Source organism: Pontibacter sp. MBLB2868, from assembly GCF_051904785.1.
Taxonomy (GTDB): domain Bacteria; phylum Bacteroidota; class Bacteroidia; order Cytophagales; family Hymenobacteraceae; genus Pontibacter.
Window position 1 is genome coordinate 2880711 of sequence record NZ_CP196710.1, and the last position, 17411, is coordinate 2898121.

At 43.1% G+C, this 17411-nt stretch carries 15 protein-coding genes; 6 read left to right on the top strand and 9 right to left on the bottom strand.

What is annotated here, in order from left to right:
- Positions 1-4: 4 nt before the first annotated feature.
- From ACSX1A_RS12315 to ACSX1A_RS12335, 5 genes are read right to left on the bottom strand one after another with little or no spacing between them, the layout of a single operon-like run.
- Positions 5-694, bottom strand: coding sequence for a c-type cytochrome (locus tag ACSX1A_RS12315; protein WP_439879944.1), 690 nt, complete (start codon positions 692-694; stop codon positions 5-7).
- Positions 694-1218 carry a DUF3341 domain-containing protein gene (locus tag ACSX1A_RS12320; RefSeq protein ID WP_439879945.1) on the bottom strand — a complete coding sequence of 175 codons (525 nt, stop codon included), beginning with the start codon at positions 1216-1218 and terminating at the stop codon, positions 694-696. The genes ACSX1A_RS12315 and ACSX1A_RS12320 overlap by 1 nt, the downstream gene beginning before the upstream one ends.
- A 14-nt stretch (positions 1219-1232) precedes the next feature.
- On the bottom strand, positions 1233-2642 hold the full coding sequence (nrfD, locus tag ACSX1A_RS12325; RefSeq protein WP_439879946.1) for an NrfD/PsrC family molybdoenzyme membrane anchor subunit: 1410 nt from the start codon (positions 2640-2642) through the stop codon (positions 1233-1235).
- A gap of 20 nt (positions 2643-2662) precedes the next feature.
- Complete coding sequence (locus ACSX1A_RS12330; protein WP_439879947.1) at positions 2663-5656, bottom strand: TAT-variant-translocated molybdopterin oxidoreductase; 2994 nt, start codon at positions 5654-5656, stop codon at positions 2663-2665.
- Between the two features lie 42 nt (positions 5657-5698).
- Positions 5699-7018 (bottom strand): c-type cytochrome, encoded by a 1320-nt coding sequence (locus tag ACSX1A_RS12335; protein WP_439879948.1) that lies wholly within the window; start codon positions 7016-7018, stop codon positions 5699-5701.
- A gap of 527 nt (positions 7019-7545) precedes the next feature.
- On the opposite strand from ACSX1A_RS12335, the gene rpsF reads away from it, so the two are divergent.
- The 6 genes from rpsF (at position 7546) to priA (ending at position 14706) form a co-directional block, all read left to right on the top strand.
- A complete protein-coding gene (gene rpsF, locus ACSX1A_RS12340) occupies positions 7546-7914 on the top strand; it encodes a 30S ribosomal protein S6 (RefSeq protein ID WP_439879949.1) in 369 nt (122 codons plus the stop codon).
- Positions 7914-8165: a 30S ribosomal protein S18 gene (rpsR, locus tag ACSX1A_RS12345; RefSeq protein ID WP_377506629.1), complete on the top strand. Its 252-nt coding sequence runs from the start codon at positions 7914-7916 to the stop codon at positions 8163-8165. The genes rpsF and rpsR overlap by 1 nt, the downstream gene beginning before the upstream one ends.
- A 12-nt stretch (positions 8166-8177) precedes the next feature.
- Complete coding sequence (gene rplI / locus ACSX1A_RS12350) at positions 8178-8621, top strand: 50S ribosomal protein L9 (protein ID WP_439879950.1); 444 nt, start codon at positions 8178-8180, stop codon at positions 8619-8621.
- Positions 8622-8840: 219 nt separating this feature from the next.
- Positions 8841-9824 carry a GSCFA domain-containing protein gene (locus tag ACSX1A_RS12355; RefSeq protein ID WP_439879951.1) on the top strand — a complete coding sequence of 328 codons (984 nt, stop codon included), beginning with the start codon at positions 8841-8843 and terminating at the stop codon, positions 9822-9824.
- A 75-nt stretch (positions 9825-9899) separates the two neighbouring features.
- The gene (locus tag ACSX1A_RS12360; RefSeq protein WP_439879952.1) at positions 9900-11963 is read left to right on the top strand and encodes a thioredoxin domain-containing protein; all 2064 of its coding nucleotides are present in this window, start codon (positions 9900-9902) and stop codon (positions 11961-11963) included.
- 211 nt (positions 11964-12174) lie between these two features.
- Entirely contained in the window at positions 12175-14706 is a 2532-nt protein-coding gene (priA, locus tag ACSX1A_RS12365; protein ID WP_439879953.1) for a replication restart helicase PriA, read from the top strand.
- Between the two features lie 25 nt (positions 14707-14731).
- On the opposite strand, the gene ACSX1A_RS12370 is transcribed toward priA, so the two are convergent.
- From ACSX1A_RS12370 to ACSX1A_RS12385, 4 genes are all read right to left on the bottom strand, one after another.
- On the bottom strand, positions 14732-15196 hold the full coding sequence (locus ACSX1A_RS12370) for an ATP-grasp fold amidoligase family protein (RefSeq protein WP_439883556.1): 465 nt from the start codon (positions 15194-15196) through the stop codon (positions 14732-14734).
- Between the two features lie 18 nt (positions 15197-15214).
- A complete protein-coding gene (locus ACSX1A_RS12375) occupies positions 15215-15613 on the bottom strand; it encodes a hypothetical protein (protein ID WP_439879954.1) in 399 nt (132 codons plus the stop codon).
- A gap of 736 nt (positions 15614-16349) precedes the next feature.
- Entirely contained in the window at positions 16350-16544 is a 195-nt protein-coding gene (locus tag ACSX1A_RS12380; RefSeq protein WP_439879955.1) for a hypothetical protein, read from the bottom strand.
- Between the two features lie 252 nt (positions 16545-16796).
- Complete coding sequence (locus ACSX1A_RS12385; protein WP_439879956.1) at positions 16797-17321, bottom strand: DinB family protein; 525 nt, start codon at positions 17319-17321, stop codon at positions 16797-16799.
- Between the last annotated feature and the right edge of the window lie 90 nt (positions 17322-17411).

The window sequence follows — 17411 nt, forward strand, 5'->3', positions numbered from 1 at the left end:
AGCCTTAGTTTTTAGGTGTTTCTTTTTGTGGTGTTTCTGCAGGAGTACCAGTTACAGGATTATCTGTTATTGCTTCTCCACCAGCTTCGTTAGCAACCTCAGAACCAGCTTCAACAGAAGTTCCTGTCTCACCTTTTTGAAGTTGCTGCACATACATCACTATTTTCCAACGCTCCGTAGGATTAACCTGTGAGCCGTGTGGCATCATACGTCCTCTACCATTTGTAATCACGTGGAAGATATGACCTGCAGGTAGTGTTGAAACACGGCCTGCTGAGTATGATGGTACACCTTTGAATTTTTGTCCTACTAAACCTTGCCCGTCACCTTTTTCACCATGACAGTGGGCGCAGAAACGGCTATACAATACTTTACCTTCAGCCAGATTCTGATCTGTTTTAGCTAAAGGATTTGTCAACTCCACACCAGCAACTTCTGCTGTGTCAACAGAAAGGTACAAGTTATATCCTTGCTTTCCACGAGGTACTGTTCCTTTAGCTGGCTCTCTCATGTTCATTCCACCTGGGTTAAACTTATTCTCTTTGATCTGAGAATATGGCTCAAGTGGAATTGAGTGGTACATATCAGGAGCATACTCCAAACCTGGATCTTGCTCGTTGCTGCAGGCAAAAATCACTGCTGAAGAGAAAAGTACAGCAGAGGCCTTTAAACCTATTTTCGTAAATCTTTTCATTATTTTACTACCTCCTTCTCATTAACTTCAATCGCACCGTTAGATCGAAGCAGGTTATTTAGGGCAGAAAGATCTGTAACTCCGTCTTTAACTTCGATTACCATCACAAACTTATCGTCTGTTGATCTTTTATCGAAAACATTTACTCTCAAAGAGGGTTTCAACTTCGTTACAATAAAGAATGTAATCACCATTCCGAATGCAGCACATAGTACTGTTAACTCGAAAGTAACTGGTATAAAAGATGGCAGCGCGATGTGCGGCTTACCACCAATGATCATTGGCCAGTCAAAACCAAGCATCCAGATCTGCATCCAAAGTGCGAATGATGTACCAAATAGACCGCAGAAGAATGCCACAATTGGAAGTCTTGAACGCTTGATACCTAATACGTCATCAATACCGTGTACAGGATATGGCGAAAACACCTCATAAATTTTAGTACCGGCAGCGCGGATATTTTCGATGGCCGTTAGTAGCACATCTTCATCATCATAAATCCCTAGAACAAATTTCTTATTCATTGTTGCGATGTGTATTAGTTATTCAATTCCTTTTCAGTAGCATGCATTGTATCTGCATGATGGTGATGCTTTACACCTGAAGAAGACTTAAGAATAGCCTTCACTTCTGCCATGTTAACCACAGGGAAGAACTTAGCAAATAACAGGAACAAGGTAAAGAACAAACCAATAGTACCTACATATACTCCAATGTCAATTCTTGTAGGAGAGAACATTGCCCATGAAGAAGGGAGATAATCTCTGTGAAGCGAGGTTACAATAATCACAAAACGCTCGAACCACATACCAATGTTCACGAAGATCGAAATGATAAATGTTAGCGTTAAGCTTCTTCTGATTTTTCTGAACCAGAATAACTGTGGAGTGATTACGTTACATGTCATCATTGACCAGTAAGCCCACCAGTAAGGACCAAAAGCACGGTTAATGAAGGCGTACTGCTCATACTCAACACCTGAATACCAGGCAATGAAGAACTCAGTTGTATAGGCAATACCCACAATAGAACCAGTAAGGATAATTACCTTGTTCATTGATTCCACGTGCTCCAGCGTGATATAATGCTCCAGGTGGAACACTTTACGCGTGATGATCATCAGGGTCAATACCATGGCGAAACCAGAGAAGATCGCACCAGCCACAAAGTATGGAGGGAAGATCGTAGTGTGCCAGCCTGGTATCACTGATGTTGCAAAGTCCATGGATACTATAGTGTGTACAGAAAGTACCAGTGGTGTTGCAAGACCAGCAAGGATTAGGGAAACTGTTTCGTATCTGGACCATGCTTTAGCAGAACCTGTCCATCCGAATGAAAGGACAGCATAAGCTCTTCTTGCAATAGGGCCTACCGCTCTGTCACGGATGGTAGCAAAGTCAGGAATCAGACCTATGTACCAGAATACTAATGATACTGAGAAGTAAGTTGAGATCGCAAATACGTCCCAAAGAAGTGGTGAGTTAAAGTTAACCCACAGTGATCCAAATGTGTTTGGCAATGGAAGTACCCAGTAAGCTAACCAAGGTCGGCCCATGTGAAGTACAGGGAACATCGCGGCACAAATTACGGCGAAGATTGTCATCGCCTCAGCTGCACGGTTAATTGAAGTTCTCCATTTCTGGCGGAACAATAAAAGAATGGCTGAAATAAGTGTACCGGCGTGACCGATACCTACCCACCATACGAAGTTCGTGATATCCCACGCCCAACCTACTGTTTTATTAAGCCCCCACTCACCGATACCGAACCACAGGGTACGGTACACAGAATAAATGAATATAGCTAAGCCTACCAAAGCTACAGCAAGGGCAGCTGCCCAACGCACGTTGGGCTTGGCCTCCACCTGTCTGCAGACATCTTCGGTGATGTCGTGGTATGTTTTACCCCCCGTTACAAGAGGCTCCCTTATCGGAGATACATGCTGCATAACGCTCTCGAAATTTAATTTTAAGCTAAGTTTCTAATTTTAGTCAAGTATGTTACGTTTGGCTGAACGTTAAGCTCTTCCAGTACGTGGAATGCACGCTCACCTTGCTGGCGGGCAAGTATTTGTGAAATGCGGCTCTCAGAGTCCTTCATATCACCAAATACAATTGCTTCAGTAGGGCAAGACTGCGCACAAGCTGTTACGATTTCACCATCTTTTGGTCTTCTGTTTTCGCGCTTAGCCTCTAGCTTACCTAGCTGCACACGCTGAACGCAGAATGAACATTTTTCCATAACACCTCTTGCACGAACAGTAACATCTGGGTTCAACACCATCTTACCCAAATCATTATTCATGGTCTGGTTAAAGTTGAACTTGTCATTGTTCGCGTAAGCGAACCAGTTAAAGCGACGTACTTTATAAGGGCAGTTGTTTGCACAGTAGCGAGTACCAACGCAACGGTTATAAACCATCTGGTTGATGCCTTCAGAGCTGTGCATAGTTGCTGCAACCGGGCAAACCGTTTCACATGGTGCGTGGTTACAGTGCTGGCATAGCATTGGCTGGAAAATAACAGAAGGGTTTTCTGCCGGATCTTCCATGGTAGCGTAATCTTTCTCCTCGTGCTCCACTGCGCTATAGTATCTATCGATACGCATCCAGTGCATCTCACGACGGTTCAGAACTTCCGCTTTACCTACTACAGGTATATTATTCTCGACATTACAGCTCATCGTACAAGCACCGCAACCGATACATGAGTTAAGGTCGATAACCATACCCCAATGGTGGTTCTTATACTCATAGTCATCCCAAAGTGAGATTGTAGCCGGTTTGGCAGGACCCTCGTGGGTAGCCAAGCGGATATACTCTGTAACTTCTTTAGGATTCTCTTTATAGTTTGCTAATGAATTCTCCTGCACTACCAGACGATCCATGATCGTATGATGTGTCTGGGTTTGAGCAATAGGAGAAACAGCACCTGTCTTTTCTAATTTTACAGCACCTGTATAAAGGATAGTATTATCAACAACAGTAGCAACTGGATAAGCATTTGCGCCGATTCCTTGAGCAACTGGCATCGCATCCAAATTACGGCCGTAACCCATTGCTATACCAACTGTTCCGTTTGCCTGACCTGGCTGAACTAATGCAGGAAGCTCTATGCTCGTACCATTAGCAAGCGTTACTTTTAGCACATCCCCCTGAACAACGCCCATTTCAACGGACATTTTACGAGGCATGGCCACATAGTTACCCCAAGTAGCTTTTGTAATCGGATCAGGCAACTCCTGTAACCATGGGTTACCAGCCAAGTCACCTGTACCTATTGCTACTTTTTCATAAACTACAGCTTCAATTGCATTTGGAGCGATCACTCTAACAGAAGGAGTAGCAGTCACTGCACTAGCGTTTATCGCCAGCATACTGGTGCCATTTTCAAGAACACCATCGTGCACTGTCTGTTCCCAGAACTTATTGAAATCCCCTGTAGAAACTGTTCTCCAGTTATTGCGCAGGTACTCGTAGAAGTTTGTATTGTTTCCACTCCAGGTTAACAAGCTGTCCTGCATCTGGCGTGTTGTGAAAATCGGGCTAATTGCCGGTTGAGAAAGACTTAGGAATCCTTTTTTAGGTTCAAAGTCATTCCAAGATTCTAGATAATGATGGTCTGGAGTAACATAATCAGCCAGTGCAGAAGTTTCTTCTATTCTGTCTGCAAAAGAAACTTTAAGACCTACTTTACTTAAGCCGGTTACAACTTTCGCTGAAAGCGGGTGATTGTAAACTGGGTTCGCATTATAGAAGAACACTGCACCTACAGATCCAGCATTCATCTCATTGATCAGACGTAACATCTGAGCATCGCTTCCCTGCTTTACAAAGTATGGAGAAGCCGCATCAATTGTTGAACCTTCAGCTCCCAGCGCACTGTTAATTGAAGTTATCATTGCCTGTATCCCTGGGTCGTTTGAACCAGAAACAACAAGTGCTTTTCCTTTGTTAGCTTGCAATTCCTTAATAACAGCTTTCAATGCATTTGCATCGGCAACTGAACCAATCGCTGAACCCTGTCCTGTTATGGCACTGTAAAGAGCCGAAACAACAGCAGCTTCTTCAGACGGTTTAATCGGAACACGTACATCAGCATTTGCTCCAGTTAATGAGTAAATAGTCTCAAACTGGTAGTGACGTGACATTGTCGGATTATCCGGATTTACTTTTCTGTTTTTGATGTACTGCTTTGCAAATGGAACCGGTGCTAACCAAGTGCCCAGGAAATCAGCATTAATACCAACAACTACATTGGCTTTGCTGAAGTCATATCCTGGAATTACGCCACCGTTGGCCTGCAACAGAGCAGAAGCAGAATTTGCATCGTATGTTACGTGCTCAAAATTAGCGAAACGTGCTCCAAATTCTTTGATCAGTTTCTGAGTTGTCGGGCTAATGATTGTAGAAGACACAAACGCCACTTTACCTCTTACATTGGCAAGGCGTGACATAATTTGCTTATCTACCTCATTCCACTCTGCTTCTTTTCCTTTAATTAAAGGATAGCGCAGACGGTTGTTATCATAAAGGCCTAGTAAAGAACCTTGTGCCTTTGCACTTGTTCCGAACGGTGTTAAAGAAGAGCTAGGATTCGGCTCAACCTTGATCGGACGACCTTCGCGCGTTTTTACCAGAATACTGTTATAGTCTCCATTCTGGTAGTAAGTAGAGGCATACCAGTTAGCTACGCCCGGCTCCAGATCAACTGGCTTGTTCAGGTATGGGATAGCCTTTCTTACGGGCGTCTCGCATGAAGCCAAAGAAACAGCAGCCACACTAAAACCTAAAAGCTTTAAGAAGTCTCTTCTAGCAGTTTTACCAGTAGAAGGAACATCTTCGCCACCGGCCTCACTATTTACCGGCAGGAATTCTGGAAACTCGTTATGAGCATGCTTTGCGAATTCCGGAGTGTTATCCAACTCCTCAATTCCTTTCCAGTATTTTATTCTGTCTTGCATATTATATCTAGAAAACTCGAATACTTTATTAAAATAGACTGATTAATAGTGACACTTAGAACACTCTGTACCACCATTAGATGAAACTGTAAAGGCCCCTTTAGAAGACTCATCGTGCAGCTTCACCAGCTTATCATAGTAAGCGTTACCCTCTGTATTCAGAGGAGTTTCGCGGTGGCAGTCAATACACCAGCCCATTGTTAATGGAGAATACTGATAAACTACATCCATCTCCTGGATCGGACCGTGGCAGGTCTGACACTCAATTCCACCAACCTGCGTGTGCTGTGAGTGGTTGAAGTAAGCCAGGTCTGGCAGGTTATGAATTCGCACCCACTCAATCGGTCTGTTGCGCTCAAGAGCTCTGTAGATCTTTTGAATCTCTGGAGATTCTTTCTTGATCTGGCTATGGCAGTTCATACAGATGTTTGCAGAAGGAATACTTGCGCTCTTACTCTTATAGACAGTAGTGTGGCAATAATTACAATTGATCTGGTTCTCGCCAGCGTGAAGCTTATGCGAGAAAGCGATTGGCTGCTTTGGCTGGTAACCTTGCTGAATACCGATACCCATTACCTTATCTATGGTCAGGTCGAGCACGACAACTACAAAGATAAGCACCACCAATGTGCGCACTGCCTTAGACTTGTATATCTTAGAGAAGTCGAAGCGCTGGTTTACCACCGCTGCATCGTACTCATCTAGCTCACGGTTCTTGTTTAAGTAGTTCTTAAGCAATGAAGTGATTAGCAACAACGTTACTACCAGAACAATCAGAACCACGATCAGAACTACCAGAACAATATCCAGGTAGCCACCAACAGCGCCTATAGCATCTGTTCCAACGTTTTCACCGGCAGTTGTTCCCGGTACGCCTTCAGCAACCGTTGACACAACTCCCTTTCCTGATTTGATGTAGGCCAAAATCGATTTGATCTCATCATCAGAGAATGCGAAAGAAGGCATCGCCTGCTTGTTGAACTCATTATAGATCGCAACAGCCTCAGCATCTCCTGCCTGAACCAGCGCCTGGGAGTTCTTCACCCATTTCAAGATCCATGCTTCGTTTCTTCTTTCTGTTACGCCTTGCAGGCCAGGACCTACGACAACGTCAGAACCAGCAGAGTGGCAGACAGCACAGTTGTTTTTAAATAGGGCTTCGCCTGCATCAATGACCGCAGGATCACCTGCTGGTGTTGCTTCAGTGGTTGCGCCTTGCGTAGCACCGGGCTCTACTCCTCTCGTTGCCACTTCGGCTTGCTCGCTAGCTTTCTCCTGGGCAGAGGCGCCAAAAGAAACCACTAACGCAAACAAGAAGGCAAAGAATACTCTAGATTTAGATTTCAGTATACAGCTAATCATAGCCAAGATCACTTGTGTGTGTTTAGTATAATGGTGAATTTACTTTACGGCCACAAATCTACTATGCGAATTCCATTAATCAAACAGAATAAGCTTATTTTTGGGTACAGCAGAAGCGTTGAGACTCCAGTTACCTCTCTGTTAGCTAAAACCCTGTTTTGATTATCATAGAGGCCTTTTATTTAGAACTATTTTAAATAAACCTATTCTTCACCGCAGTTCCCTCTCCTTCATTTTGTGATATATTTTAATGATATTATAGCAACTAGCAACCACTACTTTTGTTCAAAAATCTACTGTTATCAAGGCAAAAAACAGTACAAATTTTTCATCCTGTTGCACACTTAGCACACCTCTTCAAGACGTTATATATAATAGGGCTAATAAATCCTGCTCCTTTTGCCTCACCAGTCAGGTCTTTCACCCTCTCATTCTTCTCTTTAATTCAATACTATGAAAGATCCTTGCTTATGATAAAAACACGGCTTATATTTGCACCCTTAAATAAAAATCATATATCGAACCGAATGGAATTGAGAAATTACGAAACGGTCTTCATCCTGACTCCTCTGTTGAACGAGGTTCAGATGCAAGAAACGGTCGAGAAGTTCAGACAGGTGCTTAAGGAAAATGGCGCCGACATTATTCATGAAGAGAACTGGGGTCTTCGCAAACTGGCTTACCCAATCCAGAAGAAGTCTACAGGTTTCTACCACCTCGTGGAGTTTAAAGCACCAGGCAACGTTGTTGACGCGCTTGAGCTGGCTTACCGCCGTGATGAAAAAGTTGTACGCTTCCTGACTACTGTACTTGATAAGCACGCTATTGCTTACAACGAGCGCAGAAGAAACGGAGAGTTCAAGTCACAAGCTAAAAAAGAGGAGGTTAAAGCATAATGAGCTTAGTAAACGAAAGAATCCACAAGCAAGAGAATCGTCAGAAATACTGCCGTTTCAAGAAAAGCGGTATCAAGTATATCGACTACAAAGATGGTAACTTCCTGCTTAAGTTTGTTAACGAGCAGGGTAAGATCCTTCCAAGAAGACTTACAGGTACTAGCCTGAAATTCCAGCGCAAAGTATCTCAGGCTGTTGCCAGAGCAAGACACCTTGCTATTTTACCTTATGTTACAGATTCTTTAAAATAAGGAGGGCAAACGATGGAAGTAATACTTAGAGATGACGTTAAGGGCTTAGGCTACAAAAACGATACAGTATCTGTTAAGCCTGGCTATGGCCGTAACTACCTGATCCCACAGGGTCTGGCGGTTATCGCAAGCGTTGCTAACAAAAAAGTTGTAGCTGAAAATATCCGTCAGGCTGCTCACAAAGCTGAGAAGATCCAGAACGATGCACAGGAGCTGGCTAACAGCATCGGTGATATCACATTGGAGATCCCTGCTAAAGTTGGTGAGACTGGTAAGATATTCGGTTCAGTAACTACTAATCAGCTATCTGAAGTATTAAAAGCAAAAGGCTATGATGTTGATCGTAAGCGTATTTCTTTTGATCAGGATGTAAAAACAGCTGGAGAGTACACTGCAACACTTAACCTGCACAAGGAAGTGAAGCACCAGGTACGTTTCAATGTTGTTGCTGAATAAGCGATAAAATACTCAATACTTAAAGCGTTCTGCCCCAAAGGCAGAACGCTTTTTTTTGTACCCTGTCTAGTTTTAGTTCGCACCTGTTTCTGCTACTTTTCCCGTACCCTTTCAAAGTAATAACCAGGTATAGCCAACCGCTGTTGCCATGTGAATTTGGAATAATTACGTAATATTGAACAGAAACTAAATCCTGTTTTAATAAAAGATTACCTCTACATGTTCCGGACAGAGATAGATATTCAGAAGTCGAACTTAGACCTGACCCACCAGGATAAAGTTATCACAATCGGTTCCTGTTTCGCTGAAGTGATAGGCTCTAACCTGCAGCACAACAAGGTAGATACATTGGTAAACCCATTCGGCACCATCTTTAACCCTATCTCAGTGTGCCTTTTATTGAATGTTGCCTCTGGCATGCCCTATGATTTTGAGCAGCACCTCGTTCAACGGGATGGCATCTGGTATGCTTATGATTTCCACTCCTCTTTTTCCTCCCCGGATAAGGACTTACTACTGGCACAGATACAGGAAAAACTGCAAGCTGCTAACCAGTACCTGCAAGAAGCATCTCTTCTGATTATCACTTTGGGTACCGCTGTTGCCTATAAGCTTAACCAGGGAGGCGATGTGGTAGCTAACTGCCATAAACTACCAGCCAGGTACTTTAATAGAGAACTACTCAACCAAAGTGATATAATACAAGCTTTTACGGAAATGTATGATAACATCAGGCAGATCAACCCTAAGCTGAAAGTCCTGCTTACTGTAAGCCCTGTGCGCCACATTAAGGAAACACTTATAACAAATAGTGTCAGTAAGTCTATGCTGCGTGTTATCTGCCACCAGCTACAGGAGCGTCATGAGGATGTGCTTTATTTCCCTGCCTTTGAAATAATGATGGATGACCTTCGGGATTACCGGTACTATAAAGACGACCTGATCCACCCAACCTCCATGGCGGAAAATTATATCTGGCAAAAGTTTGTGAACACTTACTACAATGATGCATTTCTGAGTTTTTTAAAGGAATGGGACAAGCTTTCTAAAGCCCTTCAGCACCGACCTTTCCATCCAGGAACTGAATCGCACAGGAAGTTCTTACTCAGCACTGAAACTCTTCTAAAACAAGTCTCCCAAAAGTATGGCATAGATGTCAGTAGTGAAATAAACGACTTACAGGAGCAACTTTCAACTCACTAGTCTGTTAAAGCCTTGCATCTCAAACACTTTTACTTGCCTTGCCCGTACTTAAAAGGGAGTACCCATTAATTTTACATGGCTGGAGATAAAAAGACATCAAATAGGCTAATACATGAAAGTAGCCCTTACCTGCTGCAGCATGCGCATAACCCCGTTGATTGGTATCCGTGGGGCGAAGAGGCACTCACACGTGCAAAACAGGAGGATAAGCCCATTCTTGTAAGTATTGGCTATGCAGCCTGCCATTGGTGCCACGTCATGGAGCATCAGTCTTTTGAGAACCCCAAGGTAGCAGAGGTAATGAACTCCCGCTTTATATGCATTAAAGTCGACAGGGAAGAGCGGCCTGATGTGGATGCCGTTTACATGGATGCCCTACAGGCTATGGGGCTACAGGGCGGCTGGCCACTTAATGTATTTCTGAATGCTGAGGCTAAACCGTTTTATGGGGGTACATATTTTCAGCCACAGCAATGGGTAAACCTGCTTTTAAATATTGCTGAGGCGTATGAAAAGAACAGGCAGGAGTTGGATACTTCTGCAGACCAGTTTGTTAGCCATCTTAACAAAAGTGAATTTGAAAAATACGGCCTGACTCAATCTACACTAGAAGTTAGCGAAGGTGATCTTAACCTGATGTATACCAACCTCAGCAAGCGCTTTGACGTGGAATATGGTGGTTTATCTCCTGCCCCTAAGTTCCCGATGCCCACTAATTACCTCTGGCTGCTACGCTACTACCATCATACGCAGGATGAAAAAGCTTTAAAACACCTGCACCTTACTTTGCGGGAATTAGCTTACGGAGGTATTTACGACCAGGCTGGTGGCGGTTTTGCCCGCTATTCTGTGGATGCGGAGTGGCTAGTCCCACATTTTGAGAAAATGCTTTACGATAATGGGCAGCTTATTTCTTTATATGCAGAAGCTTACCAGGCTACTCGAGAAACATTGTACCACGATGTAGTATATGAGACTATCGCTTTTGCTGAACGTGAGTTGATGAGTTCAGAGGGCGGGTTTTACTCCTCCCTGGATGCTGACAGTGAAGGAGAAGAGGGTAAGTTCTACACATTCACAAAAGATGAACTGCACCATATGCTCCACTCAGAGGAGCCGCTTTTCTCTAAATATTACCATGCCACAGCAGCAGGCAACTTTGAACACGGACGCAACATCCTTCACCGCCGCATCAGCGATGAGAGGTTTGCTCAAGAGAACGAGCTGGAACTGGAAGTGCTCCAGGAAATGGTAGCAAACTGGAAAGACATAGTAATGAACACACGGGCGCAGCGCATCAGGCCTGGCTTAGACGACAAGATTCTCTGCTCCTGGAATGCGCTGATGTTAAAAGGTCTGTCGGATGCTTATTATACTTTTGGTAACAAGCACTTCCTGGAACTCGCTCTACAAAACGCGAATTTTATATTACATAAATTTTTAAAAGGCAATAGACTATACCACAACTACAAAAATGGTAAAGCTACCATAGAAGGCTTTTTAGAAGATTATGCCTTGGTAATATCCGCTTTTATACGCCTTTATGAAGTTACTTTCGATGAGAAATGGCTGCACCAGGCAAGGGGACTTACGGACTATACGCTGGAAAACTTTTATGATGACTCAGATGGGTTCTTCTTCTTTAAAGATAAAAGCACTAAGCAGCTTATTGCCAGTAAAAAAGAGCTTTTGGATAATGTCATACCTTCCTCTAACTCTGTTATGGCTACTAATTTACATTACCTGGGGCTGTATTTTATCGAAGAACCATATATTGCCAAATCAGAGAACATGCTGGCAAAGGTAAAAACCCTGGTTTTAAAGGAACCTTCTCACCTTAGTAACTGGGCAATCCTCTATTTCAATAAGCTTACACCAACAGCAGAAGTATCCATTGTGGGTCCGGAGGCGCCTGAGATGCGGGCAGAGATCAGTTCTTTTTATCAACCAAACATGTTGCTAGCAGGCGCCTTGAACAGCAGCAATGTGCCTCTGATGCTGGGAAAAGAAATTCTAAAAGACAAAACAACAGTATATGTGTGCTATAACAACACCTGTCGTTTTCCGGTTTTTACAGCAGCGGAAGCCCTTGAGCAAATGCAGGTAAAACAAGAGAAGCCTAAATTCCCGTCTTTATAATCAATCCGGAGCAAATTCAAGTATATATCCCGGATGCTGCTATACTTTTAAAACCTTCCTTATTTGGGCAGGTTGGTTAGCCGCGTATGCATTGGGAGTTCTGCATCCTTGTGATCATTATATTTTCATTCAGTGACAATTAAAGAATTAACAGTTCAACAATTAATTCCTTTTTTCCGACCTTTGTACAAGGCACTTTTACTTTTACCCTTTGTCTGAATTACTAAATTTCAATTATCCACCTGAGCAGGTTGTTGAACGTGTTACGTTGTTTGCCGACGTAATACTGCCCTTACCCCTGCCCAAGCTCTATACTTACCGCATTCCATTCGAAATGAATGATGATGTGCTGGTAGGCGCGCGCGTAATTGTACAGTTCGGATCAAAAAAAGTATTAAGCTGTATCGTTGCCGAGATACACGAGAATGCACCCGCTGATTACCAGGCAAAGTACATACTGGATTACCTGGATGATAAACCGATTGTAACCACACCTCAGTTAAAGCTTTTCAAGTGGATAGCGGATTACTACATGTGTACACTTGGTGAGGTAATCAATGCAGCGCTACCCTCGGCTTTAAAGCTAAGCAGCGAGTCAAGGATACAGCTGCACCCGCACTTTAATCCTGAGGAGGACGAGATAGACCTGGCGCTACAGGAAGAAAAGATCATTTTTGCCTTGCAAAACAATCAGGCGCTCACATTTACCGAGGTTGGCAACCTGCTTCAGGGAAAAAGCTACCATAAATTTATTAAATCGCTTATTCAGAAAGAGGCTATCATCATTTTTGAACAGGTTAGTGACAAGTTTGCGCCTAAGGTGGTAAAAAAGGTGCGACTATCAGAGCATTTTGTTCAGGATGAGGGGATGCTGGAGGAACTGTTTAACCAGCTTACGCCCCAGCCAAAGCAGCTCGACGTGCTTCTTAATTACCTCCAGAAGGTACCGGTGCATCAAGATGTGCACCTAAATTACAAAGGCATTGAGAAGAGTGAACTGACAAACGTTCCTCACTTATCAGCTTCTTCTATAAACACCTTAATCAAGAAGGGTGTGCTGGAACAGTTTGACCAGATAGTCTCCCGCTTTCCGGCAGACTATAGTCAAAAATTATTACCTGTGGCGCTATCAGAGCACCAGGAGCAAGCCAAAGACGAGATTCTCGGCTTGTTTAAGGAAAAAGATACAGTACTGCTGCATGGCGTAACAGGCAGCGGCAAAACAGAAGTATACATAGACCTGATCAAGCACGCCCTGGAGGGAGGTGGGCAGGTGTTGTATCTGTTGCCGGAAATAGCGCTTACTGCCCAGATCGTAACACGCCTGATGAAGGTGTTCGGGGAAAAACTTGGAGTTTACCACTCAAAATTCTCCGATAATGAACGGGCCGAAGTATGGCAGGGGATTCTCTCAGGTCGTTTCCAGGTAGTTGTAGGGGTTCGTTCCTCAATCTTTCTACCGTTCCATGATCTTTCGCTGGTGATAATTGACGAAGAGCATGAGGCAAGCTATAAGCAATACGATCCTGCCCCACGGTATAATGCCCGTGAAACTGCTTTGATGATGGCACACCTGCAGGGAGCCAAAACTCTTTTAGGTTCTGCAACACCTTCCATAGAAACATATTATAACTGCAAAACCGGCAGATGGGGACTAGTTACTATGTCCAAACGATTTGGGGAAGCGCAGTTACCTGAAATTGAGTTGGTAAATACCCGGGAAGAGCAGCATCGAAAGAACATGCATAGCCACTTCTCAGGCAAATTGCTGACAGCAATCGAAGCGCGACTACAGCGCCATGAACAAGTTATACTTTTCCAGAACCGGCGTGGCTACGCTCCTTTCATTAGCTGCGATGAGTGCTCCTGGATTCCTAAATGTAACTTCTGCGCGGTAAGCCTTTCTTACCATAAGTATAACAACGAGTTACGCTGCCATTACTGTGGCTATCATGAACGTATGCCTCATGACTGTCCTGCCTGTGGTGCCACAACACTCAAAAGCATGGGATTTGGTACTGAGAAGGTGGAGGATGAACTAAAGCTTCTCCTGCCAAACGCTGATATACAGCGCATGGACCTGGATACTACCAAAAAGAAGAACAGTTATCAGCAGATCATTTCTGAATTTGAGAGTGGCAAAACCAATGTGCTTGTAGGTACGCAGATGGTAACCAAAGGACTTGACTTTGAAAATGTCAGCCTGGTAGGTATCCTGAATGCGGACACAATCATCAACTTTCCGGATTTCAGAGCGCATGAGCGCGCGTATCAGCTATTTGTACAGGTAAGTGGCCGAGCAGGACGAAGAGGAAAAACAGGCTCTGTTATTATTCAGACCCGGGACCCTCTGCAGCCCATCTTTAGCAAAGTGAGCAGCAACGACTACCAGAGTCTTTATGAGCATGAGATCGAGGAGCGTATGCGGTTCAACTATCCCCCTTTCGTTCGTATGATCAGGGCTACTGTTAAACATGCCGATGAGAAAGTGTCAGAAAATGCTGCCATCGTGTTGGCTAAAGATCTGGCAGACAGACTGGGTAAACAGCAGGTACTTGGTCCGGAAGTTCCCTACATTTTCAAGATCAGGAACCTGTTTCTCAATGAGGTACATATTAAACTACCCCGCGAGTCGACTAACCTAAGAGCAGCAAAAGCCCAGATAGCGCAGGCAATTTTTAACCTGAAGCTGCTCCCTGATTTTAAAGGTATACGAGTAGTGGCTGATGTGGACCCGGTGTAATAACCTGACTTAAACGTTTCCTGACTTAGACCATACCTGGACAGTATTTATCCCAATAGTCAACAAGCATTTTTTCGGAGGCAGGCGTAAAACCCTTACCCATAAAAGGAGTTGGCGTGAATTCACCGAAACAAGCCCCCTTATCTGTAGCATAAAAGTCGATCCTGACAAAAATACCGTAAGCTTGGCTTAGTGTTTTAGCATACCCTATCATTTCGTTAAGGCACGCAGGTGGCTCCTGGTATTCTCCCTCTGGATAATATGTATTTATGCGTTCAATCTGATTCCAGTGCTCATCATAACAGGTAGTAAACCCCTGGTTTGGGCTCAGCCTGTTTATGACCTGAATGCAGGCTATTTCTCCGTTGAACATATAAAACTTATAGTCATTCGGGATTACATAATCTCCCTGCTCGGATTTTAAAAACTCTTCTACTATAAATTGCAAGCGTGCGTCTTTTTCAAGAGCTGCATCTAGCTTCTGAATTATCTCCTCTTTGGTATAAGTTTACTTATCCATCAGGTTATAAGAACCATTCATCAAAAAAACCAGCTTAGAACCCGCACCAAGAGTAGGCTTGACAACATAATGCTCTGGAAAAGATTTAGACCTAAAATCCGCCAGGTCCTTTCCTTCCCAGTACAGCATGGGTACACGACATCCAAACTTTTTAGCAAACTCAATAGAATTGTGCTTGTTACTAAGCCTTCGCTGCCAGTTATTTATGTTTTGCCACTCTGCTAAAGGAGCACTGGCATCCATCGGTACAGCTTTGATCATTTTCCCTTCCGCAGATCCCCAAAATTCACTGTTCCTATGCCTGATTCTTTTGGCAAATTCTCCACCGTCCTGTTTCAGAACCTTTTTGAAAACTGCCTTTAATTTTGATTTCAGTTTTGCAATCATTGAAACTTGGTTATAGTTGAAGGAGAATTGGGGCCGCAAGTTGACTATAGCCTATTTACATTAACTACTTACTAAAATAAAACTGACCTTAAAGTCTCAGCGCCTTAATCATATACCATTATAAAAACAATTTTTTATATTGGTATACATTTAAATATATTGATAAATGAAAATAAAAGAGCATGAAATAGTTGGTTCAGAAACAGTTACAAAACATTCTGAGCAATTCATCATCTTACACATCAAAGTGTGAAACTGTTTTAACTGTTTGGACTATATAATTACCTAATTAGGGATTGAAAATAAGCCTTAAGAGGACAATAAAAGGCTTATTATGAAGGAAAGTGTAGAAGAGACATATACGAGAAGCAGATGCTCTAAAAAAAAATAATTTTTTTTTGTGCTTACTAACAACCAATAAAATACCTCTGCCGTATAAAAAGATACCTTTGGCTAAAAGTTGAAAACCTGAAAGTCTTATTCGTCTCCCAAGATAATATAGACTTTCAGGTTTTTCCTTTTCTGTCTTTTAACTAGACATCTTTCTTTTTCCTGAGCAGGATAAACAAATAAATTGTACCGAATATTAGAAAAATTGCTAATAGGAATACATCAATTATGTTATAGTTGCCTTGCAGGATTTTATAGCCATTCAAGCCCGCAAACACAAAGCAGGCAAGGGCCATTACAATTCGGTAAGATCTTCTGTTCTGCATATTAAAATTAGCATGTAGCTTCAGGAACCGGGGCTATTCCTGTCTCTCCAAAAAAGGTAAACGTAAAGCGACCCCAACATCAGGAAAAGTGCCAGCACGATCAAGTCTCTGCCACGGTTTTGTAATGAGCCTGACATCAACTCAAAAACCTTTACACTGGCAAAGGTAAAACAGCTGGCAGCCATCAGGATTCTAACTATCTTTTTATTTTTCATACGTGTTTATCTATAGTCAAATATCGCAGTAAAGGCCATACCAATGTCTAAAAACAAAAGCTAAAAAACTGTAGTTGTGCCATAAACAAGCGCTTGTTAAAACTACAACGCTGCTTAATTTATACAACTTATTCCATATACTACTTCTTGCTTCAAAAACGCCGAAAAGCGCCATATGAATAAGCTTTTTACTTACAGTAGGGATTCCTGATAGATAAATCCGAGAGGCATTAAACCTTTCTAAACTTAAGACTAATCCAGGTAACGCTCGCGTATTACCTTAAGGTGATGGATTTCATGACCTAGGATTGTATACCCGATTGCACGAACACTTAACTCTAAGCCGCTTCCTGTGCCTTTCTGGCTCAGGGCCTCCTCGTCAAAACTCTTGAATAGTTCGATGGTGGCAGTGCGAACTGCCGTGTATTCAGCAAGAATAGAATTAATATCTCTGTTGTCTGCCCGGGAAGGTGCAACGTATGCATTTTCATCAAAACCAGGCAAAGCTGATTTGTCCTGCCTGGCGAAGCGCAAAGCCCTGTAAGAGAAAATTCGTTCTGCATCGAGCATGTGCACCAATAGCTCCTTGATGCTCCACTTACCCTCGGCATAACGGTGCAAAAGCTGCTCTTCAGATAGCCCCTGCATTAAACCTGCGATGTAAGAGTAGCTGGCTGTAAGGCCTTCTATCAGGTCTTCAGCTTGAGCTAGTTGTATGTATGGAGCAACGTAACCGCTGTACTCTTCAGTAGTGGGATATCCTATTAATGTAGCCATAATGACTTGTTCTGTGATTGTTTTTGTAACGCGAAGATAATCAATAAGTAGTTAGTGGTGTACCATAAAATTAAAAAGCCCTGCAGCATG